This is a genomic window from Segatella copri, assembly GCF_051861805.1.
GTDB classification, from domain to species: domain Bacteria; phylum Bacteroidota; class Bacteroidia; order Bacteroidales; family Bacteroidaceae; genus Prevotella; species Prevotella copri_M.
In genome coordinates, this window is sequence record NZ_CP146520.1 from 491043 (window position 1) to 514302 (window position 23260).

Below are 23260 nucleotides of genomic sequence, written 5' to 3' on the forward strand. Positions count from 1 at the left end.
TTTGTCAATATCTCGTTCTTTGTTTATATCTATATAAACTGAAAACACGTTGAAATATTGCATATAAACACCCTCAGTAGAAGGAAAAAACGACCATATTTGTTGATATATCATAAAAAAGAAAACGTTTACGAGAGTTTTTTGGCGAAAAACTTGCGTATATTGCACATTTTTCGTAATTTTGCGCACGAATTCAACGGCATGTTTATCAAAACATGCCGTTAGTATTAACAAAAGTATTAAGATAACAATGACTCACAATTTGTTAAAAGGCAAGCGTGGCATCATCTTCGGTGCACTCAATGAGGAATCAATCGCTTGGAAAGTAGCTGTAAAGGCTGCTGAAGAGGGTGCTACTATCGCACTTAGTAATACAGCTATGGCTTTGCGTATGGGTACGCTGGATAAGCTCGCTGAACAGATCAACGCTCCTATCATCGCAGCTGATGCGACTAGCGTTGAAGACTTGGAAAAGGTATTCACTGAGGCTCAGGAGAAGCTCGGTGGCAAGATCGACTTCGTTCTCCACTCTGTAGCCATGAGCCCTAACGTTCGTAAGCATCGTACATACGATGACCTCGACTACAACTTCCTGAACAAGACATTGGATATCTCTGCTATCTCTTTCCACAAGATGTTGCAGGTTGCCAAGAAGTTGGATGCCATCAACGAGTGGGGTTCTGTAGTAGCCCTCACATACGTAGCATCTCAGCGTACATTCTTCGGCTATAACGATATGGCTGATGCCAAGAGCATGCTCGAGAGCATCGCACGTAGCTTCGGTTACATCTATGGCCGTGAGAAGCACGTCCGCATCAATACCATCTCTCAGAGCCCTACAGCTACAACAGCAGGTAAGGGTATCAAGGACATTGAGAACATGATGGACTTCGCCGACAAGATGTCTCCACTCGGAAACGCTGTGGCTGAGGATTGCGCTAACTACTGCGTGATGATGTTCTCTGATTTCACCCGCAAGGTGACTATGCAGAACCTCTTCCACGATGGTGGTTTCTCATCAATGGGTATGAGCCTCCGTGCCATGAACCAGTATGCTAAGGATATAACTCCTTATGAGGATGAGAACGGTAAGGTTATCTATGGATAATCAACAAATTCACCGTTACAGAAAATAGCTAGAACTCATAAGCTATAAAAAACAATAAGAGGGTGTGTCACATCACGTGACACACCCTCAACTTTTTTACTAACTAAAGTAAACAATCTATACTAAAAATAACCTACTAAACTTCACCTGTTCATCAGTCATCCCAACAGTTCTTAAAACCAAAGTCCCTAGACAGGGCTGAAGGTCCATCGACTGGAGTATCATCCAAGTCATCGCTGAATCCATCTTGGTTAGAACCATAAGAACCAGCCAAGAGCACAGTTTGCTCAATTTCCTGCACCATCATCATGGGCTTCATATATTGTTTCTTCATCTTTTCTTTTATTTATTGGGTTATAACTATTTATTTCAGCACCACCTTCTTTCCGTTATGAATGTAAATGCCTTTCTGAGGCTTTGTTGTCTTCATACCAGAAATGCTAAAGTAGATGGTATTATCTGCTTGAGCAGCATTGGTGATGCCACTGATACCTGTGGTTGAACCATCGATAGAATAGAATGCTCTCGCATTACTCAGATCGTTCACCTTCAAATAAGCCTTGCCCTTGGCGATAGTGGTGTTAGCTTTTGCCTTAGCGAAGCCCACCATGTTGTTTCTCTGTGCCAAGATATACTGGGAACCGTCGGCTACCACCTCTGTGGTAGCAGCCTTCAGTTCGTTAGTAAGTGATGCAGCAGTGCGAGGAGTTACGATGAAATCATAACTATCAGCATCGGCTGCGATAACAAAGCCCTCGTTTGCACCGAGCACAGTACCAGCCTCTACTGGTGAAAGTTGTACTTTGCTACCATTAACCTTTGCGGTATATACTTTCACACCTTCTTCTGGCACTACAACATTGCTTGTTGGTACGAATGTGGCATACTTTGCAGAGGTAACCACGGCTGTTTCGCTACCAGCAGGGGCATTATCGTTAGTGTACTTCTTGAAGAACTCAAGATATTTAGTTCCCCAATCAGATGCAGTGGCATGACCCAAGAATGGATTGATGATATACTGCTTGTCCTCACTCTTTACATTGATGAGCAAATTGAATGGTGCCACATTGGTATGAGCAGGGTCTGTGGTATCTTGCAAACTGAATGAAGTGATGGTAGGACAGTTCACATGACTGGCAAAGTTCATCACGTCATAGTAAGCATTGAATTCGTTCATCTCATCATCCGTCATACCAAGCTTTTCCTTAGCTGCAAGGAAGTTGACACGAGGCCAGTTTACAATCTTCATACCATCCACAAAGTCGGCATGACCTGTGATGGAAGGAGCGATAGCCTTGAATGCACCTGTGAGTCCTGCTGCCACGTATGTAAAGCAGCCGCCCTGGCTTCCGCCTACGGCAAAGATGTTATTCACATCTACCTTGCCTTGAGCCTTCAAGAAATCCACGGCTCTCACACAATCCAGATAAGCACCACGATAATAATGCTTCTCCTTGTCACCCCATCCATAAGAGTAATAATCGGTCTTACCTGTCTTTTCGTCACGTCCATATACATTGTCGGCGAGGTTTGGCTCACGGTTGTTGAGCATCTGACCTCTTACAGAGAGTACAAACTCACAGTAGTCCTCATTGTCATCAGCATTAGGACACCATGGTGTGCCGCTGCCACCATCAGTACCCTGGAAGTGGAGCAGTGTAGGATACTTGCCTTCAGCCACTGGCTCTGCATAGTAGCCACGAATCGTTACAGGATTGCCACCCTTAGTATCAGGTGCCGACTTCATTGTAACAAGATAAATCTTGCGTTTAGAAGAGCTTTTGTCAGCAAGTTCCTCTAGTTTAATGTCTGCGTTTACACTTGCCAAATCCTTCTTGGCATTGTTCCAATAAGTCCAAAAATCCTTTGGAGCTGTAGATTCTGATACGATGCCCGTTGGGTTATAACCGATATTATAAGAACATACATCATTGTTATTGACATTGGCTGTCAACTTATAGAAGCCAGCCGCAGTAAGCTTATCAAAGAGGATATCCACATGCTTGGTTTCGCCAGCTGCGAGTGTTACCTCCTGCTGATAGGTCTGATATACGCTGTGAGTCTGAGTGTCATCATCTACCATGTCACGAAGGATGGTTACCTTATAAGTGGTGGTAACAGGAACGGACTCGATATTGGTGATGGTCATACCGAGCTTAGGAGACTCACCAGGTTCCCATGCCTTGATGTCAGCCTCATCATATTGAGAGATGATAGTATATTCCTTGGCAGGGTCGATAATATCAACACTGGTCAACGTATAAGCATTGCCACTGATGCGGAGTCCACTCTTATTAATGGCTGTAAGCATATCATCGGTGAGCGTATACTCATAATAACTTCCACCATTGAAAGTTATATTCTTCAAACCAGAGAAAGCGGTCCAACCTGCCAAGATACGGCCTGTGGCAGTGGCTACGCCCAGATTGCTATAGGATACACGAACCTTATCACCAGCCTTGGCATCTGCAAACTTTTCGGCTTTAATGAGCTCAGAGTGATTATTATCTGTAGTCCAGCTAATAGCTACTGGATTACCATTCCATACATTGGTTACGGCATTGCCCTTGTTCTCGTTGTCGCCTTTCTTCACTTTGTGAACCAAGTCTACGCTGCTCAGGTTAAAACCGATACCCTTTACAATCATACCCTTATCATTAAGGGCAGTGAGCATTTCATCGGTAATAGTTACCTTATAAGTATAAGGTGCTGCGGTGATAGTCTGAGTCTCAGTACCAGCTAATGTAGTCCATGAACCATTTTGGAGCATCAACTGATGAGAAGTAGCACCTTCTACCAATGATGGCACTGTTATCTTCAGTTCGTCGCCTACGGCTGCCATGCTAAACTTGGTTGCAGGCAACTGCTGCCAGACATTCCATGAGTCTATACTCAGATTTCCACTCCAGATGTTGAGGGGTACATCTACCGTCTCTCCCTCCACCTCGCTGCTCTTGATATGATTCTTGAAGAATGTCAGGCAGTCGTTATACCAAGTGGTAGCTGTCTGATGCTTCAACTCGCCATTGACGATATATTGCTTATCGGTCACGGTGAGATTATTATAAGGTGCGAAGTTGGTGTGTGGTGGGCACACTGGGTCTTGCAAGCCCATGCAGGTGAGCACAGGACAAGTGATATATGGAGCCAGATTCTTGGTATCGAAGTAAGACAACATCTTATACATGTCATCATCACTCAAGTTGAGACTCTCTTGCTGCTTCTTTGCCACAGATGCTGGCCATGCGCCAACCTTGAAGTAATCAGGGAAGTCGCCCATAAACTGGATAGCTGGAGCGATGGCATTCAGACGATTGTCAAGAGCTGCACCAGCAATGGTAAGTGCGCCGCCCTGGCTACCGCCCATCATAAAGATATTGTCCTTCTGCGCCTTATCACGAGAAGCGATGAAATCGATGCTGCGCACTACGTCCATGTAGGCGCCACGATAATAATAAGAGTCACGTTTGCCAAAGTTATAGGCAAACCAGTCGCCATACTTGTTGGTGTTAGGCTCACGATTGTTGATAACCTGTCCACGAACCGACAAGTTCAGTTCTATCCATCCTGGGTTGCTATCGCCATTAGGGCAGAAGTTAAGAGCTGGTATTGTAACATCGCTATCATAACCATTCTGGGTAATGATGACTGGATAAGTACCTGCAGCCACTGGCTCGGCATAATAGCCACGAATGGTTACAGGGTTGCCGTCGCCATCGTCAATAGAGTTCATCTCTACGAGATACACATTGCGTTTAGAGGTAGATTTCTCCTCTATCTTGGTGAGCTTATAGTTAGGCTCTATCTTTGCCAAATCGCTTTTTGCCTTGTCCCAGAATTCCTTGAAGTCTGCCTGAGCATCAGCAGGCGAGGAGATGCTTGTTGGATCATAACCGATATTGAAATCAGCTACCTCACCATAATTTGCTAAAACCACGGCATGGTAGAAGCCTGGCTTGAGGTCGGTGATATTTACTACAGCATCCGCTTTTTCGCCAGATGGGATGGTGGCAGAAGCAGTATAGGTCTTATAATCCACATAAGCATCTGTACGAAGTTTTACAGTAGCAGTAACAGTCTGCTCCTTACTCTCCAAGTTCTGAAGATGCAAAGTGATGACTGGGGTTTCGTTCTTCTCCCAGCACTTGATATTGGTCTTTTCTACATTACATTCGATGCTTGGTATCTGTGTAGGGTCGATGATATCAACAGATGTCAAAGTATAGCCTACACCATTCACGATGCAACCATTTGCCTGAAGTTCCTGAAGCATCGCTTCGGTAATGGTATATTCATAGTAGCTGGAGCTGAGATTGATGTATTCTGTGGCATCAGTGATGTCCTTCCAGCTGCTGCTATTGATATGACCCTGTGCTCCAGATGCCAGGTTGGAATAGCTGAAACGCAGTTTGTTGCCTACCTTGGCATTGGAAAAGAGGTCGGCTTTAAGAGTTTGCCAACTCTTAGTGCCGGTCCAGCTGATAGGCTGGTTGCCAGTCCAAACGTTGGTTACAGGATTGCCCTTTTCCACATCGCTGGTCTCCACATCTTTTATCAGGTCTATCTTGTTCACAGTGTAGTTGCATCCACCCACAACGAGTCCGGTAGCTTGCAGCTCAGTGAGCATAGTAGCGGTTACCTGGATAGTTTGCTCGCTAGTGGTAGCAGCAGTGAGAGTCATGAAGTCGGTGCCAGTAAGCTTAGGCCAACCTGTCGCCATTGTCTTGAGTGCCATCTGCGAATTACCAGATTCAGGAGTTTCGTAACTGATGGCAATGGAGTTGCCATCTTGTGCTTGGGCGAATTTTTCAGCCGCCAGCTGCACATAGTCTCCCCACGAGGCACCCAACGCCTTCGTACCCGTCCATAAAGTGGTACGCACTTTAACGGTGGCTGCCGTGGCATTCATTCCCACTAGCAAGAGGGAAAGAAGCCATAATGTGATTAACTTTTTCATCTTGTTTTCTTTTAAATGATTAATTTCTTGTTAAATGCTCGATTGAGTTGTTTATCGGTGGCAAAATTAAGAAATAATGCAGAAACAGAGGGGCTTCAGATGTTTCCGAAGACTTCCCAAATGGGTTCTGAAACATTTGGGAAGTCGAAATACACATTTAGGAAGTAGCTGATAGCTTTTTACTTATCTAAAATTTGGCTATACCAAATAATTTGCATAACTTTGCCACATGAGAACATGTAAGATTATCTTTTTGCTGGTAGGATGGCTAAGCCTCTCTCTGCCAATTTTCGCACAATATCATTTCCGGACAATCGACAGCAGAAGTGGATTGCCCGACAACTATGTTTCGGCCATGCTGAAAGACAAAGATGGATTTATGTGGATAGCCACGCCCAATGGATTGTCACGCTACGATGGCTTCAACCACCGGCTATATGATATCAGAAAGGAAGACGGAAGTGTGGAACTAAACATCAGACGACTGGAAGAAGACCAGACTGGGCAGATGTGGATAACCACATACGATGGCTCCCTCTTTCTTTACGACAGGATGCGGGACCAGATAACCCCTACAGCCACTTCCCTGCTCAAGCAAAAAGGCATCCCAACAGGCAACCACATGAAGGTATTTGTTGACGCTGACAAAAACCTATGGTGCATTGACGGCAAAAAGATAACCTATTATCGATGTGCCGAACACAGAATATACACTATCAACATGCCAGAAAAGGTGATGCGAGTGGCATGTAGAGACGAAAGAGCTTATGCCCTGACACCAAGCGGCAAAGTATTCCGTATAGCTCCCGTTTCCGGCTTCTACCACCTCATCTCCCAACTTCCTGCCTCCCATAGTGAATGGATGTTGATGTACATTGATTCGCATAGCCAGCTATGGTTCTTTGGCAATTACATCATGGGGGTGTTCCGCCTGAAGCCTCAGGAAACGCTCCATACTTTCTCGCCCGCTGAGAAAATAAGTAATCTGAATGTCCTTGCCATGACAGAAGACAAGGAGGGAAATCTATGGTGGGGCACCAACAGCAATGGTTTGCTGGTGAGAAGAACCAATGGAACCACCGAAGAAATCTCCCATCACAAGGGCGATAGCTTTTCCCTGCCATCCAATCATGTCAGCTCCTTGCTCATAGACAACGGCTTGCTCTGGGTGGGATCATCAAAGACGGGATTAGCCGTAGCTAGACTTGGCGGCATCAGATTTGACATCATCAATACGCCTTTCGGCGAAGACGTGGGCTTTATCTCACAAGATGCCAAGGGCACTATATGGATAGGATATGACGGAACAGGACTGACGAGCGTGAACTATGAGGGGCACGTAAAACAGCTATATAATATGAACAACAGTCCATTGGCTTCAAATCTCGTAATAGGAGGCACCCCAACATCCGACGGCAACATGTATCTCGGCACCTATGGAGGCGGACTCTATCACATGACTTCCATGGGACAGATAGAGCGCATCTTGCCAAAAGTGCCAGCACTCCTCTACGTGAGACATGCCATCAAAGACAGAAAGGGGAACCTCTGGATAGGTTCGCTGAGAAACGGACTGTGGCTTCTTACACCCCATCAGCAGCTCAAGAACTATAATTACCACAACTCCATCCTGCAAACCGATGCCATCACCGACATGAAATATAGCCCCAAGGACAACCGCATTTACGTGGCAACCGGCACTGGGCTTTACTACGTCAGCAACCAAGGCAAACTGGAAAATGTGAAAGGCAAGGATGAAGCCCCTGACTACTTCCTGCGCACAAAGTTCAACTCCATCTGCATAGACCCAAGAGGACTACTCTGGGTGGCAAGCAACAATGAGACCAGAATCTATGATGCCCACTTCCAGCTGCTGCACAACTTTGGCAAAGAAGAAGGACTAAGCCAAGTCTTGGCTATGACCAGCGACAAGCAGGGCAACGTATGGATCACTACCAATGAGGCTCTGATATGCGTCAATGTATCGACCAATGAAAAAGGCGCTTACCATTTCCGCATCAGCCGTTTTGTGGAAGAAGACGGACTGGGCGAAGTGCGCTTTAGCAAGAACGCCTTGTGCTGCCTGGACAATGGAGAAGTGCTAGCTGGTGCCAACGGCAAAGTGGTGCGCATCACCCCTGCCGAACTCTTCGAGAGTGTCTCCCCAAGCCGCATCATATTCACCAATCTCTTCGTGGGCAATACGGAGATAACACCAGGCATGGAAGGAAGAGACATTCTGAAAAGCAACATCAGCTGCGCAGGCCAGATAACGCTGAACCATGACGATGACTTCACGCTCACCGTATCCAGCCTCAACTATCGCCATGCTGCCCCCACCCGATTTGCCTACAGGCTAGGTACGGAGGGCGAATGGATAGCCATCGAAAGCAACAGAATCAACATCTCCCATCTGTCTGCGGGCAAATACACCCTGCAAGTGAAAACCATCGGCGGGTATAATGATGAAGAAAGCATCGCCAAGATAAGTCTCGTCATTCAGCCTCCTTTCTATCTCTCCCCTTGGGCTTGGCTGATTTACATTCTACTGATCCTGGGCGGAATATGGGGTGCGTTCATCATCGTTCGCCGCAGACAGAGAGAAAAGCTAGCCCTGCAGCAAATGCTGCGCGAACGAAAGTATCAGCAGGAGATAGACGAAGCCAAGATGAGATTTCTCACCAACATCGGGCACGATATTCGCACCCCATTGTCACTCATCATCTCACCGATAGAACAACTCTTGGCAGATGATCGGTTCCGCGAAGCCAGGAAATCACTGGAGATGGTGTATCGCAATGCCAAATCTCTCCTAAACGATGTTAACCAACTCATCGACTTCAGAAGACTGGACAATCAGATGGAGAAACTGGAGCTCTCCATGGGCGATATGGGACAATTCCTGATGCAAGTAAGTACACCTTATATATATATGGCAGAGAAGAAAGAGGTGAAGCTAAGCATCAAGGGATGCGAAGAGGGAATAGAATGCTCCTTTGACAAGCCTAAGCTGAAACGCATCGTGGCAAACTTGCTGTCCAATGCCATCAAGTTTACCCCACGCCAAGGAAGCGTGCAGCTCCAGCTAGCGCAACAGGACAATCGCATCATCATCAGAGTAGCCGACACGGGCATCGGCATCAAGGACAAGAACAAGATATTCCATCGGTTCTATCAAGAGCATCATGCAGAAGACGGAGCCTACACCGGAAGTGGAATAGGCCTGCACATCGTCAAAGAATACATCGACCTGATGAGGGGAGAAATCTCCGTAAGCGACAATCAGCCACAAGGTTCCGTCTTTGAAATAGCCTTACCGACAGCCACAGTTGAGGAGATGCATGCGACAAAGGCAGCCATGCCAGACAAGGCTTCAAGCAGCCCAGAAGTCAAGAAACAAATACTTGTGGTAGAAGACAATGACGACTTGCGCGACTTTGTCATCAACTGCCTGTCTGAAAACTATCAGGTAGCCGGTGCTGCCAATGGACGTGAGGCACTGGAATGGCTACAAGCCCACGAAGCCAACATGGTGATTACCGACTTGATGATGCCCGAAATGGACGGTATGCAATTATGCCATGCCATCAAAACGGACGTCAACTACTCTCACATGCCCGTCATCATGCTCACGGCTAAGGCAGCCGACGAGCATATCCTGAGCGGATATCAAGAGGGAGCCGATGACTACATCACCAAGCCATTCAATGTAGAAATCCTGAAAATGAGGATAGCCAAACTATTTGAGTGGATGAAACAGGCAGAAGACAAATTCCGCCAACCAGACATGAAGACCTCCGAAGTCATCGTAAGCCAACTGGACGGCGAACTCATAGACAAAGCCACCAAGATAGTAGAGGCCCATCTTGCAGACACAGACTTCACTGTAGAAGCCTTTGGCGAAGCCATGTGCATGAGCCGCAGTGCCCTTTACAAGAAACTGATGGCTATATCTGGCAGATCGCCATTAGAATTTATGCGCATCATCAGGTTGCGTCATGGTCTCACTTTGGTTCGCCAAGGAGGACTCAATGTGAGCGAAGTAGCCTACAAGGTAGGCATGTCGCCCAAGCAATTCGCCAAGTTCTTCAAAGAAGAATACGGCTCCCTGCCTTCTAAATATGTATAATAATCTATAAAATATAAAAGCAAAATAGGAAATAATATGGACTCATTATATCTTCTCCAGTTCGCATGTTTCATCTTCATGCTCATCAATGCCCTTATCCTCGGCATCACCCACCTGCACATGAAGTGGACCAACCGACGCTATGAGTGGTCACGTTGGCTGATACTTGCAGGTATGACGGGACTTGCCATACAATATCTCTTGCAGATGCTCTTGGGTTTTCGTGCGAAAAGCGATGACTTGGGAGCTATTTTCAACATTCTTGTCTATACCCCATGCATCACCACTATCGCCATGGGCATATACAACATTGAGGCGACCCATGCCAACCGCCGGAAGATGAACATCGTCTGCGCTTGCATTTATGCCGCCATCATAGCAGCTTTCTGCATAGGCTACAGCAATAGCGGAAGTCTTAACATTGGCAACTGGCTCTATGCGATGCTCGTATTGTTCGGCACAAACGTAGCGTATTGCATCTATATGATTATGATTGAGATGCGGAAACGCAAGAAAATGTTAGAGCTGATGACTGGTGGCGACATGCTGCCCTACGTGCGATATGCCCGAGCCAGTGTCTTCGCCCTGTTCTTCTCTGCCCTTACCATGCCTTTCGTCATCCTCTCTACCACCTTATTATATATAATAGGACCGTTGGCTTTGCTCTCAATTCTTTTCTTCAACCTGAGTTTCGTGGCATTGGGCTACAATTATGTTCCTACCGAGGAACTCTTGGATAAGGAGGAAGAAGAAAGCGCAGCCATAGCAGATGAAGAAACAGAATATGGGGGAGCATCTTTGGAAAGCTCCAATGGGCAGTATGCAGAGCCTATAGGCGATAAAGAAAATTTACAGTCAATTGATTTCAGTGGCTGTCAATTTAGTGGTGTCACAGCCACCTTTTATTCTATGGATGCCCTAATTTAAAGGAAATTAAAGCAATCGGTTGCAATCAAAATACTATTAATTTGCTAAGAAAAGCTATAGCTGATAATGGACTGAGGAATCAAGTAAAACTGATTACTGAATAAAATAGCTCCTAAGCCAAGCGGGAGAATAAAGAGTTTGGCAATATTTATCAACCCATACTTCGCGGTTGTTCCAAGGGTCTATACACCTCGACAAAAGGGTGTATAGCCCCTTTATCGCAATATACACCGTAGGGTGGATAATATGGTTGTGTGGTGGATAGTATCATAGATATTGTCTGTGCCTTTCTATATAGAATTATTAGCCAATACTGTTAGGGCTTATTGTATTTAGGCGTAATAGAAAATCATCTAAGCCTATCACGTCTATTCCCGGAAAGTCTTTCCATTTTACTACATCATAGTGATGATCCTCTGTGACAATATATCTAGCACCTGCCGTTATGGCACAATCCACAAATTTGTTGTCATCAGGATCTTTCTGAATCAAGTTAAAATCAAAATATATAGTGATAAACTATCCTCTCCATATCACTATTTCAGCAATGTATGCAAATCTTGATTACGCAGTTCATTCAATTTAGCTTGATCAAGTTTGCCTGAATCCCAAAGTGCATCCAAACATGCATCAGCTTTCTTGCGGAAGTAATCTGTCAAAACAGTTTTCACTTCTGCAAGTCTAGCTTCTGAGCCATCAAAAGCAAACATCTTCAAAAGATGTTGCTGAACTGGATTAAAAACAGCAGTCTCCATATTATTTTACTTTTTATTATTCCAAATGCAAAGCTACAACTTTTATTTTAAACAGCCAAGAATTTTGCTGATTATTTAAATTGAATGTGAAATCTAATTGGCTATTTTAAACAGAATGGCACCAAGGCTGTCTTTGGCGATGCTTATAATTTCCTAACTACCAAAGAAAAAAGATGAGAAATCACGCTTTATCTTATTTTTTTCTCCTCACCCAAACCTTGTGACTGTGCTGACCCACAGAGCGGATGGGGGCTTCCTGGTCGCTATCTATCTCCTTCAACTCCAAAGAGGCGGCGGTGCGGCTCAGGTTGTTGATGTAGGCATAGTCGGTAAGACCGATGAAGCCATTCTCATCGATGACATCCAGGGCTCGGGCGATGCGCTCCTCCCGGGTATATTTCTTTTTCAATATCAGCTTCACACCACCCATATCCCGCTCCAGATCGCGGTCGGTTTCCTGCTTCACAGCCTTGATGAAATCGGGAGAAGCCTTGAAGTTGATATCTCTTACACCTACCTTGCGATAGGTCATCTTGTCGTCATCGCCCTGCATCTCCGTAGGCTTGTCATCCTCGAAACCCAAGGACAGAGAGAAGGTACCGAGACCCTCCAGATTCACATTATAGCCCATGGAGAGCATCTCAACCAGCATATCTTCCACATCCGTCAGCACGGCTTCCGTGGTACTTGCCGAAATGCCACGATGATAACCTTGCATCTTCTCGATAAACTCCTTGCGAGATAGTGTACGATTGGGCACTATCTTGGGATAAACCTTACGCTTGCCATCATTATTGAAATCAGGCAATTCCTGCAACTTGTACTTTGCCATATTGTTTCCTCTCCTAATAGTAATTGATGTTATTACGATTGATAATTGTTTCTAATCCTAGAAGAAAACTTCGTTCATAAGCCTTGAACCTATGTTCAAAGGCTTTGAATATAAGTTCAAAGGCTCTGAACTTAAGTTCAAGGCTTATGAACATAACTTTCTCCACGGCAAAGATACAATTTTACTTGGATATAAGCAAATATTTTTAGCTTTTATTTCATTTATTACGATTATAAATACTACAAATCTGACAGGTCGAGCTTGTAGGTTACGTTCACTGCTTGCTCCTTCTCCAAAAACATCAACATATAGATAGGCATATACACCACCTTGCCATCAACACTTACATTGCCATTACAAAGCACCAAAGCCTCTGGAAGTGCATATTCTGCTGATGACATGACATTAGACAAGGCATTATGACGCTCATAATCCTTACCCGACTTTACCTCTATAGGCAAGACATTGCCATGGTATTCCACTACAAAATCCAGCTCTCCCAAGCGCTTACTATTATAATAATAAAGGTCATAACCATGAGCCTTTAGCTCTTGCGCCACAACATTCTCATAGATAGCGCCATAATTGATAGCTTGATTATCCCCCAACAATTTCAGCTGGATACCATCGGCAAACTGACTCGTCAGCAAGCCCACATCGCTTTGGAAGAGTTTAAAAAGATTTCTGGTTTTGGCTAGCAACAAAGGCAGTTTGGGCTCCTCTACATTATATGTAGGAAGAGCCACGCCTGCATCACGAAGCCAAAGAAAACTATTCTCGTAAGAGGCAAAACGAGCCTTTTCATTGAGGCTCTTCAGAATGAAACGCTTATTCTTGGCATTCAATTCTGAAGGAATCAACTGAAACACCTCATCTATATAGAGCTTCTGAGAGCTGTCATCCCTCTTGTATTTCATGATGTCACGTTTATACTCTTGAAGTATGCTCTTCTGAACAGCCAATACATCTTGCAAATTATTGGTATCCAAATAAGTCTGTACCGCATGCGGCATACCGCCAATTACAAGATACAAGCGAAAAGCCTGCATCAAACGGCGATGTACAAACTCATCTACCGGCACTTTATCTTGCCAACACTGGCGAAGCTTCGCTATGACATGGTCTGCCATACCTACGGCATGATAGAACTCTTCAATATCCAAAGGATACATTTCCTTCACATCCATATATCCCACAGGTTCAGAGCGGAGATTATTAAGCTCCACCCCCAAGAGAGAGCCGCTCAAGACATAACGATAGCTACCCTCATCTACCAAAAACTTGATAAGGGTTACCACTTCTGGGTATACTTGAACTTCATCAAAGAATATCAGAGTCTTACCCTTTACAAGAGGTTTGTCCACAAAAGCCGACAAGCGAAAGAGCATATCCTTTACATCTTTGGCACCGTGGAATATGCCTACAGCCTCTGGCGAAGTAATGAAGTTGATCTCTACGAAATAATCAAAATTGCGCTTAGCCGATTCTCTTATGGAATAGGTTTTACCTATCTGTCGAGCTCCTGTTACGAGCAAAGCTTTCTTGACGTTCTTGAAAAAATCATTCAAAAATGCATCTATCTTCCTATCTATCATACGTTTACATTCTATAATTTACACTTTTCCAAGGCAAAAACGCCCAGTTTCTTACATTTTTCCAAGGCAAAATTAAGCATTTTCTTACACTTTTCCAAGATAAAAACGTGTTTTTTCCTACACTTTTCCAAGATTTAACATTTCATTAAAGCTATGTATTTACTACTCTGTACTCCACAGATAAGCATTTATTGCCAAAAAGAGTAGTCAAAATCACTTTTTTAATGGCTACTGAATTGCACGACCAGCGGCAGATGGTCGCTATAACCACCAAGGTATCTAGGACCAAGATAGGTGCGATAAGGCTTCTTGCCACCATACTTCTCGTCATCCTCCAGAAGGAATGGCAGGTCGCCTATCACACTGCTCTGCTTTCTCGCTGCCAAGGATGGACTGCATAATATCTGATCCAAACTGCGCCATTCTCCATGCCAGCGATACGTAGCCTTGGCTCCATGACTGCCCTTCGCATCAGCTGATATATTAATAAGGTGGTGCTCATAGAAATACTGCAAGGCTGGCGAGTCGGCATAATCATTGAAATCGCCGGCGATGATAATCTTTGCATCCCTGGAAATGGCATAGACAGAATCCACTGCCTCTGCCAATTGGCTAGCCACATGCAGGCGATAAGGACGGGAAGCCAGCTCACCACCCCTACGGCTCGGCGCATGAACCACGAAGACATGCAAGGTATCGCCCGTGATAATCAATCCCGAAGCATAGAGAATATCTCTCGTAGGACGGGTATCGGGCAGGGGCTTGATGCGGATGGAATGGGAATGAAGTAGGGAAAAAGAGGCGGGCTGATACAACAAGGCTACATCAATGCCACGCTCATCGGGCGAAGAAGTCATCACATACTCATATCCTGCGTTCCTGAGCAAAGAACGCCGGGTGAGGTCAAACATCACACTATCGTTCTCCACCTCACACATCGCCACGAAATCGGGGATAGGATTAGACTGCGCCACTATCTCCTGCCCCAGGTGATTCAACTTTGCCCAATAGCGGTAAGGTGTCCACCTATAGCTGCCATCTGGCAGGAACTCCAAGTCGTTTTTGAGCGAATCATGCCTCGTATCAAAGAGGTTTTCGCAGTTTAATTCCATAAAAGTGAGGAAACTTGATAAGATGAGGGTTAAAAACATAGCCAATTATTTTGTAATGTCAATGATTTGATGTATCTTTGCAGTCAGTTTGCTTTGGTCCCATAGTTTAATGGATAGAACGGAGGTTTCCTAAACCTTTGATCCGAGTTCGATTCTCGGTGGGATCACGCAAAAATAAAAGGTCGCTCCTGTTTAATCAGGAAGCGACCTTTTATCGTTTTATAGTCTCTATTATCTATTTCCATCCAGCTTCCACTGGATAGAAATAGGATAATTTCCTTATTTTACTTTACTTCAGCTACGGCTGCCTCCTCAGCTGGCTCCTCCTTGATCTTGCGACCCAGAACGATGTAAGCCATTGGAGATGCAATGAAGATAGATGACAATGTACCAAATACAACACCCAGGATCATTGCGAATGAGAAGCTACGGATGCTGTCACCACCGAGGATGAAGATACAGAGCAACACGAGCAATGTAGATGTAGATGTATTGATGGTACGAGCCAATGTCTCATTGATAGATGCATTGAAGAGCTTCTGACGGTCGCCCTTAGGATGCAACTTCAAGTTCTCACGGATACGGTCGAATACTACCACCTTATCGTTGATAGAGTAACCTACCACGGTCAGGATGGCACCGATGAAGGTCTGGTCAATCTCCAATGAGAATGGAACGAGACCCCACAGGAGTGAGTAGAAACCGATAACAGTCAAGGCATCGAATGCCAAAGCTACTGTAGAACCTACAGAGAAGGCTACGTTGCGGAAACGTATCAGGATGTAGAGGAAGATAGCAATCAAGGCGAAGAGCACACTATAGATAGCACCCATAGTGATATCCTTAGCCACTGAAGGACCTACCTTTGTACTACTGATGATAGAACCACCCTGACGAACGTCTGGGTTCTTGAATGCCTCAACACTCTTCTGAGATACCAGGTTAGCCTTCTTCAAGGCGTTATAGAGGATAGTCTCAGCCTCATCGTCAACAGTTGGACTGTTGCTCTCAATCATATAGTTGGTAGAAACACGGATAGTCTTACCGTCTGTACCGATAGCGATAGCGCCAGTAGTTGCCTTGGTGCCGTCTGCATTGACGAAAGCATCGCCAAGAACAGTACGGATCTGCTCAGGCTCTACAGGGTTCTCGAACTGTACTACATAGTTACGACCACCAGTGAAGTCGATACTCTTGCTCAAGCCACGAACTACGAAGCTACCGATGAATACCACTGCAGCTACGATAGCTACGGTGAAGGTAGTCTTGTACATTGACATGAACTTGTACTTCTTGCCCTGCATCAGGTTGTGAGAGATAGGAGTATCAAACTTGCAGTGCATCCACTTGTCGTGGTTCAACTTATAGTCGTAAACCAGACGTGTGAGGAACACAGCTGTGAAGAATGAAACAACGATACCGATGATCCAGGTAGTAGCGAAACCACGGATAGGACCAGTACCAGTAGTCAACAGGATAACACCTGTAATCAAAGAAGTCAAGTTAGAGTCGAAGATAGCAGAGAAAGCATTGCCATAACCGGCAGCTACCGCCTGCTTCATACCCTTTCCGGAGCGAAGCTCCTCCTTGATACGCTCATAGATAAGCACGTTGGCATCCACGGCAGTACCCAGAGACAAGACCATACCGGCGAGACCTGGCAACGTCAGGGCTGCTTGGAAGGACGTCAGGATACCCAGCGTGAAGAATACGTTGACGAGCAATGCCAGGTTAGCCATCATACCAGGAATCATATTGTACATCATTACCATGTAAACCATCAGGAGTACGAAGGCAACAACGAATGAAACAATACCCATCTGGATAGACTGAGCACCGAGGGTAGGACCTACAACCTCCTCCTGAACGATACGTGCAGGAGCTGGCATACGACCAGACTTCAATGTGTTAGCCAAGTCCTTGGTATCCTCGATAGTGAAGTTACCAGAAATCTGAGAGCTACCACCGTCAATCTCACCGTTTACACGAGGAGCAGAGTAAACAACGCCATCCAGAACGATAGCGATAGCCTTACCCACGTTGGCCTTGGTCATCTGAGCCCACTTACGGGCACCCTCTGTATTCATCTTCATGCTAACAACAGGAGAACCCATCTGGTCGAACTCGTCCTTAGCATCTGTAATCACATCACCCTCCAGTGGAGCACGACCAGTAGTGGTAGTCACCTTCAAGGCGTGAAGTTCGAAGATATTCTTAGCCTTCAGGTTATCAGCAGGCTTAGCACTCCAAAGCAGGCGCAAGTCTGATGGCAATACGCGCTTAGCCACAGCAGAGTAGATAATCTTGTTGATGGCAGCAGTATCGCGAACACTAGCATAACCCACTGTGCTCAAACCACCACCGAGCTGCAAGCGAGCCAACAGTGGGTGAGCCTTGATAGCTGCAGCGTTCTGAGCATCCTCGCCTACCTTGCTGGCAGCATCATCCTTCTTCTTGATAGAGAACTTAGTCTCAGCCTTCTTAGGCTCAGCCTTGGCAACTTCCTTCTTAGCGGCAGCAGAATCTGCAGCTACAGAATCATTCTTCGCCTCACCGTTGTCACCATTAGCGATATGAGTATCGAGCTGCTGGAGATAAGGAGCGATTTCCTCTGAGTTGTATGTCTCCCAGAACTCAAGGTTAGCACTACCCTGGAGCATCTTACGCATACGCTCTGGCTGGCTGATACCTGGCATTTCTACCATGATACGGCCCTGCTGACCTTCCAGTTTCTGGATGTTAGGCTGAACAACACCGAACTTATCGATACGGGTGCGGACAACGTTGAAAGAGTTGTCGATGGCATCCTGTACAGAAGCGCGGATAGCCTTCTCTACCTCTGCGTCGCTGCTCTGAGGAGAAACCTTACCCTGCAACTGCTGGGTAGCGAACACTTCAGCGAGTTTATGACCTGGTGCGCTCTTGTGATAAGCGTTAATGAAAAGTGACACGAAGTCACCACCGTTAGCTTCTTCCTGAGCTCTAGCTTCCTTCATTGCATTGGTAAAACCAGCGTCGGTCTTGTGATCGGCAAGGTTTTCAATTACATCAGGCACAGAAATCTCAAGAATTACATTCATACCGCCCTTAAGGTCAAGTCCGAGACCAATCTGAGTTTCCAAGCAGTTCTGGTATGAATAAACACCTAAGTACTTCACAGAATCCTTATAATCCTGCTGCGCGATAGGGTCTTTCAACTTTGCAGCCTCGCCGTCATAGTAACGTGTGGCGAACGAGAATGACAAATAGAAGATACTTGCGAGTGTCAGTAAGACGGCTACACAAATTACAATTCCTTTGTTTTGCATTTCTATTTATTGTTATTAATTTATTTTATTCACAGTTAAGTAAAAACGTCAATACACACATAATGACGTGCAAAAATACGCATTTTTTTTCGTAAATAAGAATAATTTGCACTATTTTTGATGTTTAGGGCGCATTTTTAGCTTGCAGATGATGGGATAGTGGTCTGAAACCGCTATTTTGTTATCTACATAGCATTCGTATGGGTCCCAATCATCAGAGCACATGATGTTGTCTATACGTACAAAAAATCCTCCATGATGATAGCTGATGCCAGGGCCGTTTCCGCTGGCAATGTAGCAATCTGTCAGATTCTTCGCTATCGTGCGGTGGGCGTACGAGATAGGTCCATCATTGAAGTCACCACAGAGAATGGTACTCATACTCTTATGATGCTTTACATACTCCGCCACAGCCTCGGCCTCGGGAGCACGCTTGCGGGTTGCCTCAGCCAACTTCACCACCAGGAGCTTTGAGGTTTCCTCGGCTGTATCCACCTGAAGCTTTCCAACCACCAGGTTTTTAAACTGCCTGCGGTCTTCCAGGCTCAATCCGGTTGTTTCCAGATGATTGTTGATGACAAGCACCACCTTTCCCTTTATCTTCAGGCGATAAGCCACACTCATATTTCCCGTCGATTCGTATGGAATCAACTCCTTGGAAAGAATCGGATACTTGCTGAGCAGCATCAGGCAGTTGCCACCCTTGGGATGGATGGTCGTATCCTGATAGGCATACATCGGCTTCAAGATACTGTCTATCTGCTGCTGATTCTTCCAATTGGGCATGGCTTCCTGCAGGCACACGATATCGGCATCCTGTTCCTGGATATACTGCAGGCAGATGTTATGCCCTTCATCATCCTCTGTCTGGTTGCCGAAGTTCCAGGTATTATACGACAACACCTTGATACTTCCCTCAGGCGCATCTCCCTTCATATTGATAGGCATGTATTGGCGCACAGGCACAAAAGCCACCAGAAATCCAAGTACTGGTATCAGGGCGTACTTGGAACGGAAGACAAGCCAAAAGACCAGGAACCCCAAATTGATGACGAGAAAGATGGGAAACAGCAAGCCTGCATTGGTAAATGCAGGAAACTTTGCCGGATTCAACAAATCCGAATATCCCACCAATAGCATGAAGACAATGGTAGCCACATTGGCTCCCGCTATCATCTTCACCGTAAAATCTTTCAATCCGTCAAGCATATCTTCTTACTTATTACTCTGATCGAAAAGCGTCTGCTTCTCTTCTTTAGAGAGACTGTCGTAGCCGCTCTTTCTAATTTTATCCAATATCCGGTCTATCTCTACCTGATTTGCCTTCTTGCGCTGCTCATCCTGGTCGGTAGGCTGGAAATCAGTAGTATAATTCTCATTTCGGGTATAGTCGAAACGCTGCTTGGTATACTTATTACGACCACCAAACATGTTTCTCACCTTGTCGAAGGCATCTTGGGTAGATGAATTGTGATAACCACCCTCCATCTGCTTGCGCCAGTAGCGGATCATGAAGAAACCGAAGACCATACCTCCCAGGTGGGCAATATGAGCCACGCCGTCACCACGGGTAGCCAATGCCGAGAAGAGTTCGATGGCCGCATAGCCAATCACGAAATACTTCGCCTTGATAGGTACCGGCAATGGGAAGATGAAGATACGCTCATTCGGATAAATCATGCCGAAGGCAAGCAGAATGGCATAGATGGCACCCGAGGCACCCACCGTGGTCCACAAATTAAGATAATCCCCCATCGGCAGGCGGGCGCCATTGGCATCCACGATAAACTGATAGGCAGAGAAGTCATTATACAGATAGCTGACATACTGCGCAGCTTCCTGAAAGAGTCCTGCGCCCACGCCACAAGCTATGTAATAAAAAAGGAACTTCTTGGCTCCCCATACCCTTTCTACCACACAACCAAACATCCAGAGGGCAAACATATTGAATATGATGTGTTCAAAACCTCCATGCATAAACATATAGGTAATCAACTGGTACACGTGGAAGTCGGATGCCATAAAGAAGTGAAGTCCCAATATATCATTGAGCATAAAATTGCCAGAAGCATCTTTGCCAAACAAATAGCATACCAAGAAGGCAACAACATTCACTATCAACAAGTTCTTTGTAACTATCGGTATATTGCGCATAACGATTTTCTTTCTTTATTATTAATAATCACTATAAAATTTATAATTTCGTGGCAAAATTACTAAAAATATCCGTGAAATCACCAAAAAATGAGTAGATTACAATAAAATTTCACTATTTTCATCACTTTTCTGCTTTTTTTATTTGAACTTTCAAAGGAAAAAGCTATATTTGTAAGCAAAAAAGATAACAAGACAAAATTACTAATCATTTTATAACGTAAAATTATGAATAAGACAGAATTGATCGACAAGATTGCAGCTAGTGCAGGCATCACAAAGGATCAGGCTAAGGCTGCTCTCAATGCAACTACAAACGCATTGAAGGATGCTCTCATTGCAGGTGACAAAATCCAGTTGGTAGGCTTCGGCACTTTCAGCGTTAACGAGCGTCCTGCTCGCGAGGGTATCAACCCTGCTACTAAGGAGAAGATTCAGATTGCTGCCAAGAAGGTTGCCAAGTTTAAGGCTGGCGCTGAACTTGCAGACGCACTCAACAAATAATCGTAAAGATTATTTCTTAAAATAATAGGGCAACCCTCATGGATTGCCCTATTATTGTATATCATAGAAAGCTTCGCTTATTTAGGCTGCTTGCCGATGTAAGCCAAGATACCACCATCTACATAGAGGATGTGACCATTCACTGCGTTAGAGGCATCTGATGCCAGGAACACAGCAGGACCTTCCAACTCCTCTGGATCCAACCAGCGACCAGCTGGAGTCTTTGCACAGATGAAGCTGTCGAATGGGTGACGACTACCATCAGCCTGACGCTCACGAAGAGGGGCTGTCTGTGGGGTTGCAATATAACCAGGGCCCAGTCCGTTGCACTGGATGTTGTACTCACCATACTCTGAGCAGATGTTACGTGTCAACATCTTCAAGCCGCCCTTGGCTGCTGCGTATGCAGAAACAGTTTCACGACCCAACTCGCTCATCATAGAGCAGATGTTGATAATCTTACCATGACCCTTCTTGATCATACCTGGGATAACAGCCTTAGATACGATGAATGGTGCAGTGAGGTCGATGTCGATCACCTGCTTGAAGTCATCAACCGACATTTCTGTCATAGGAATGCGCTTGATGATACCAGCATTGTTTACCAGAATGTCGATAACACCGAGTTCCTTCTCGATGTCAGCAACCATATTCTTCACCTGCTCCTCATCTGTTACATCACAGATATAACCCTTGGCATCAATACCCTTTGCCTTGTAATCTGCAAGTGCCTGATCCATGTGATGCTGGCTGCGGCAGTTGAAAGCAATTTTAGCACCCGCCTTGGCATAAGCCTCAGCAATAGCGAAACCGATACCGTATGCGGCACCTGTCACGAGGGCAACCTTACCCTCCAATGAGAATAGTTTGTTAAAGTCCATACTTTTATATTTTAATCAATTGTTTGATTTGTTACGATGGCAAAGATACAAAATTATTTTGAATCTCGCTCTAATTCAATACGAAAGATGCAGCCTTTTTACTTATTTTCTCATTTTATTGACTTCTTTTCATAAGTTAGTCCCTTATTGTGATGCTTTTTGCGATGCTTGATTCAACTTTTATCGTATCTGGACACCCAGTGTTTCTTCTATCACTTGGATGACCTGCGGGATGGAATCCACATCAAAATCACCCGTCAGACGCTTGTTCTCATCAGAAGCCGTATATCTCATGCCTGACAATTTAGAAAGTTCCTCCAATACTTCGGATAATGGAGTATTGTCGAAATGCAGGCGATGCGTAGCCCATGCCACATCGTTGATATCATAATCCGCCAACAACTCAGGCTGGGCAGCCCCTTTCAGCAAACGGGCTCGCTTGCCCTTGGTCAGGAAGACGCCTTCAGCAGAATGACGAGCCGTGAAAAGCACCTTTCCGCCGGTTACCATCACTTCGGGGGCATCCGTTCTTTCATCCACCATAAACTGGGTACCGAGCACCCTTACATGTCCATGCTCTCCCACTACATCGAAAGGATGCTGTTCATCATGCTTCACCTGATAATAGATGCAGCCCTTCATCTCCACCTTTCTGCAATCATCTTCCTGATAGGAAAGAGAAGAATGAGGCATCAACGATACCTTCGTTCCATCAGGCAGATGATACGCCACTACTTCTGATTCGGCAGAAAGTGCCACCGTCTTTGGCTGCAAAAGCGTATAGGCTCCTATGGTGAAAAGCACCAGAATAGATGCAGCCACAGCTATCCAGCGGATGCGACGCATGCGTAAAGATACAGTTGCAGCATGCGAAACCTCTTCATCAGCAATGCAAACCCGAGCCTTCACCTTCTGCAAGGCCTTCCTGGTATCCAGCTTGCCCGGCTGAAAATACTTCAGCACAAAATCCTGTTCATTCTTGTTGATCTTCATCATAG

The 23260-nt window shown here is 45.3% G+C and carries 16 protein-coding genes and 1 tRNA gene; 5 read left to right on the top strand and 12 right to left on the bottom strand.

Annotated features, from left to right (window positions below):
- Positions 1-250: 250 nt before the first annotated feature.
- Positions 251-1108: an enoyl-ACP reductase FabI gene (locus V8Z93_RS01850; protein ID WP_022121533.1), complete on the top strand. Its 858-nt coding sequence runs from the start codon at positions 251-253 to the stop codon at positions 1106-1108.
- Positions 1109-1262: 154 nt separating this feature from the next.
- Here V8Z93_RS01850 and V8Z93_RS01855 read toward each other — a convergent pair whose 3' ends face one another.
- Together V8Z93_RS01855 and V8Z93_RS01860 are read right to left on the bottom strand one after the other, a co-directional pair.
- Positions 1263-1427 (bottom strand): hypothetical protein, encoded by a 165-nt coding sequence (locus V8Z93_RS01855; RefSeq protein ID WP_439432230.1) that lies wholly within the window; start codon positions 1425-1427, stop codon positions 1263-1265.
- A gap of 45 nt (positions 1428-1472) precedes the next feature.
- Positions 1473-6065, bottom strand: coding sequence for an acetylxylan esterase (locus V8Z93_RS01860; RefSeq protein ID WP_439432231.1), 4593 nt, complete (start codon positions 6063-6065; stop codon positions 1473-1475).
- A gap of 229 nt (positions 6066-6294) precedes the next feature.
- On the opposite strand from V8Z93_RS01860, the gene V8Z93_RS01865 reads away from it, so the two are divergent.
- Together V8Z93_RS01865 and V8Z93_RS01870 are read left to right on the top strand one after the other, a co-directional pair.
- The gene (locus V8Z93_RS01865) at positions 6295-10194 is read left to right on the top strand and encodes a hybrid sensor histidine kinase/response regulator transcription factor (protein WP_439432232.1); all 3900 of its coding nucleotides are present in this window, start codon (positions 6295-6297) and stop codon (positions 10192-10194) included.
- Positions 10195-10230: 36 nt separating this feature from the next.
- Positions 10231-11121, top strand: a complete 891-nt coding sequence (locus V8Z93_RS01870) for a hypothetical protein (protein WP_439432233.1) — start codon at positions 10231-10233, stop codon at positions 11119-11121.
- Between the two features lie 303 nt (positions 11122-11424).
- Here V8Z93_RS01870 and V8Z93_RS01875 read toward each other — a convergent pair whose 3' ends face one another.
- The 5 genes from V8Z93_RS01875 to V8Z93_RS01895 form a co-directional block, all read right to left on the bottom strand.
- A complete protein-coding gene (locus V8Z93_RS01875; RefSeq protein ID WP_439432234.1) occupies positions 11425-11613 on the bottom strand; it encodes a PIN domain-containing protein in 189 nt (62 codons plus the stop codon).
- A gap of 44 nt (positions 11614-11657) precedes the next feature.
- Positions 11658-11876 (bottom strand): hypothetical protein, encoded by a 219-nt coding sequence (locus tag V8Z93_RS01880; RefSeq protein WP_439432235.1) that lies wholly within the window; start codon positions 11874-11876, stop codon positions 11658-11660.
- Between the two features lie 193 nt (positions 11877-12069).
- The gene (locus V8Z93_RS01885) at positions 12070-12708 is read right to left on the bottom strand and encodes a hypothetical protein (RefSeq protein WP_439432236.1); all 639 of its coding nucleotides are present in this window, start codon (positions 12706-12708) and stop codon (positions 12070-12072) included.
- Between the two features lie 239 nt (positions 12709-12947).
- Positions 12948-14303 (bottom strand): ATP-binding protein, encoded by a 1356-nt coding sequence (locus V8Z93_RS01890; protein WP_439432237.1) that lies wholly within the window; start codon positions 14301-14303, stop codon positions 12948-12950.
- 221 nt (positions 14304-14524) lie between these two features.
- Positions 14525-15454 (bottom strand): endonuclease/exonuclease/phosphatase family protein, encoded by a 930-nt coding sequence (locus V8Z93_RS01895; protein ID WP_439432238.1) that lies wholly within the window; start codon positions 15452-15454, stop codon positions 14525-14527.
- Between the two features lie 56 nt (positions 15455-15510).
- Between V8Z93_RS01895 and V8Z93_RS01900 the strand changes: the two genes are divergently transcribed.
- Positions 15511-15582: transfer RNA gene (locus V8Z93_RS01900), tRNA-Arg, on the top strand.
- A gap of 117 nt (positions 15583-15699) precedes the next feature.
- Here V8Z93_RS01900 and secDF read toward each other — a convergent pair.
- The 3 genes from secDF to V8Z93_RS01915 all read right to left on the bottom strand — a co-directional run bounded on the left by secDF (position 15700) and on the right by V8Z93_RS01915 (position 20877).
- On the bottom strand, positions 15700-18723 hold the full coding sequence (gene secDF, locus V8Z93_RS01905) for a protein translocase subunit SecDF (protein ID WP_439432239.1): 3024 nt from the start codon (positions 18721-18723) through the stop codon (positions 15700-15702).
- Between the two features lie 111 nt (positions 18724-18834).
- A complete protein-coding gene (locus V8Z93_RS01910; RefSeq protein ID WP_439432240.1) occupies positions 18835-19932 on the bottom strand; it encodes an endonuclease/exonuclease/phosphatase family protein in 1098 nt (365 codons plus the stop codon).
- Positions 19933-19938: 6 nt separating this feature from the next.
- Positions 19939-20877 carry a rhomboid family intramembrane serine protease gene (locus V8Z93_RS01915; protein WP_203049274.1) on the bottom strand — a complete coding sequence of 313 codons (939 nt, stop codon included), beginning with the start codon at positions 20875-20877 and terminating at the stop codon, positions 19939-19941.
- Between the two features lie 228 nt (positions 20878-21105).
- Here V8Z93_RS01915 and V8Z93_RS01920 point away from each other — a divergent pair, with 228 nt between their 5' ends.
- Positions 21106-21381, top strand: a complete 276-nt coding sequence (locus V8Z93_RS01920; protein ID WP_203039091.1) for an HU family DNA-binding protein — start codon at positions 21106-21108, stop codon at positions 21379-21381.
- Between the two features lie 77 nt (positions 21382-21458).
- Here V8Z93_RS01920 and V8Z93_RS01925 read toward each other — a convergent pair whose 3' ends face one another.
- A complete protein-coding gene (locus tag V8Z93_RS01925; protein ID WP_203039089.1) occupies positions 21459-22262 on the bottom strand; it encodes a gluconate 5-dehydrogenase in 804 nt (267 codons plus the stop codon).
- 180 nt (positions 22263-22442) lie between these two features.
- Positions 22443-23258: a FecR family protein gene (locus V8Z93_RS01930; RefSeq protein ID WP_439432241.1), complete on the bottom strand. Its 816-nt coding sequence runs from the start codon at positions 23256-23258 to the stop codon at positions 22443-22445.
- Positions 23259-23260 lie beyond the last annotated feature (2 nt).

Coding starts and splice junctions, on each gene's coding strand:
- V8Z93_RS01850 (WP_022121533.1), top strand. CDS start 251: ATGACTCACAATTTGTTAAAAGGCAAGCGTGGCATCATCTTCGGTGCA.
- V8Z93_RS01855 (WP_439432230.1), bottom strand. CDS start 1,427: ATGAAGCCCATGATGATGGTGCAGGAAATTGAGCAAACTGTGCTCTTG.
- V8Z93_RS01860 (WP_439432231.1), bottom strand. CDS start 6,065: ATGAAAAAGTTAATCACATTATGGCTTCTTTCCCTCTTGCTAGTGGGA.
- V8Z93_RS01865 (WP_439432232.1), top strand. CDS start 6,295: ATGAGAACATGTAAGATTATCTTTTTGCTGGTAGGATGGCTAAGCCTC.
- V8Z93_RS01870 (WP_439432233.1), top strand. CDS start 10,231: ATGGACTCATTATATCTTCTCCAGTTCGCATGTTTCATCTTCATGCTC.
- V8Z93_RS01880 (WP_439432235.1), bottom strand. CDS start 11,876: ATGGAGACTGCTGTTTTTAATCCAGTTCAGCAACATCTTTTGAAGATG.
- V8Z93_RS01885 (WP_439432236.1), bottom strand. CDS start 12,708: ATGGCAAAGTACAAGTTGCAGGAATTGCCTGATTTCAATAATGATGGC.
- V8Z93_RS01890 (WP_439432237.1), bottom strand. CDS start 14,303: ATGATAGATAGGAAGATAGATGCATTTTTGAATGATTTTTTCAAGAAC.
- V8Z93_RS01895 (WP_439432238.1), bottom strand. CDS start 15,454: ATGTTTTTAACCCTCATCTTATCAAGTTTCCTCACTTTTATGGAATTA.
- secDF (WP_439432239.1), bottom strand. CDS start 18,723: ATGCAAAACAAAGGAATTGTAATTTGTGTAGCCGTCTTACTGACACTC.
- V8Z93_RS01910 (WP_439432240.1), bottom strand. CDS start 19,932: ATGCTTGACGGATTGAAAGATTTTACGGTGAAGATGATAGCGGGAGCC.
- V8Z93_RS01915 (WP_203049274.1), bottom strand. CDS start 20,877: ATGCGCAATATACCGATAGTTACAAAGAACTTGTTGATAGTGAATGTT.
- V8Z93_RS01920 (WP_203039091.1), top strand. CDS start 21,106: ATGAATAAGACAGAATTGATCGACAAGATTGCAGCTAGTGCAGGCATC.
- V8Z93_RS01925 (WP_203039089.1), bottom strand. CDS start 22,262: ATGGACTTTAACAAACTATTCTCATTGGAGGGTAAGGTTGCCCTCGTG.
- V8Z93_RS01930 (WP_439432241.1), bottom strand. CDS start 23,258: ATGATGAAGATCAACAAGAATGAACAGGATTTTGTGCTGAAGTATTTT.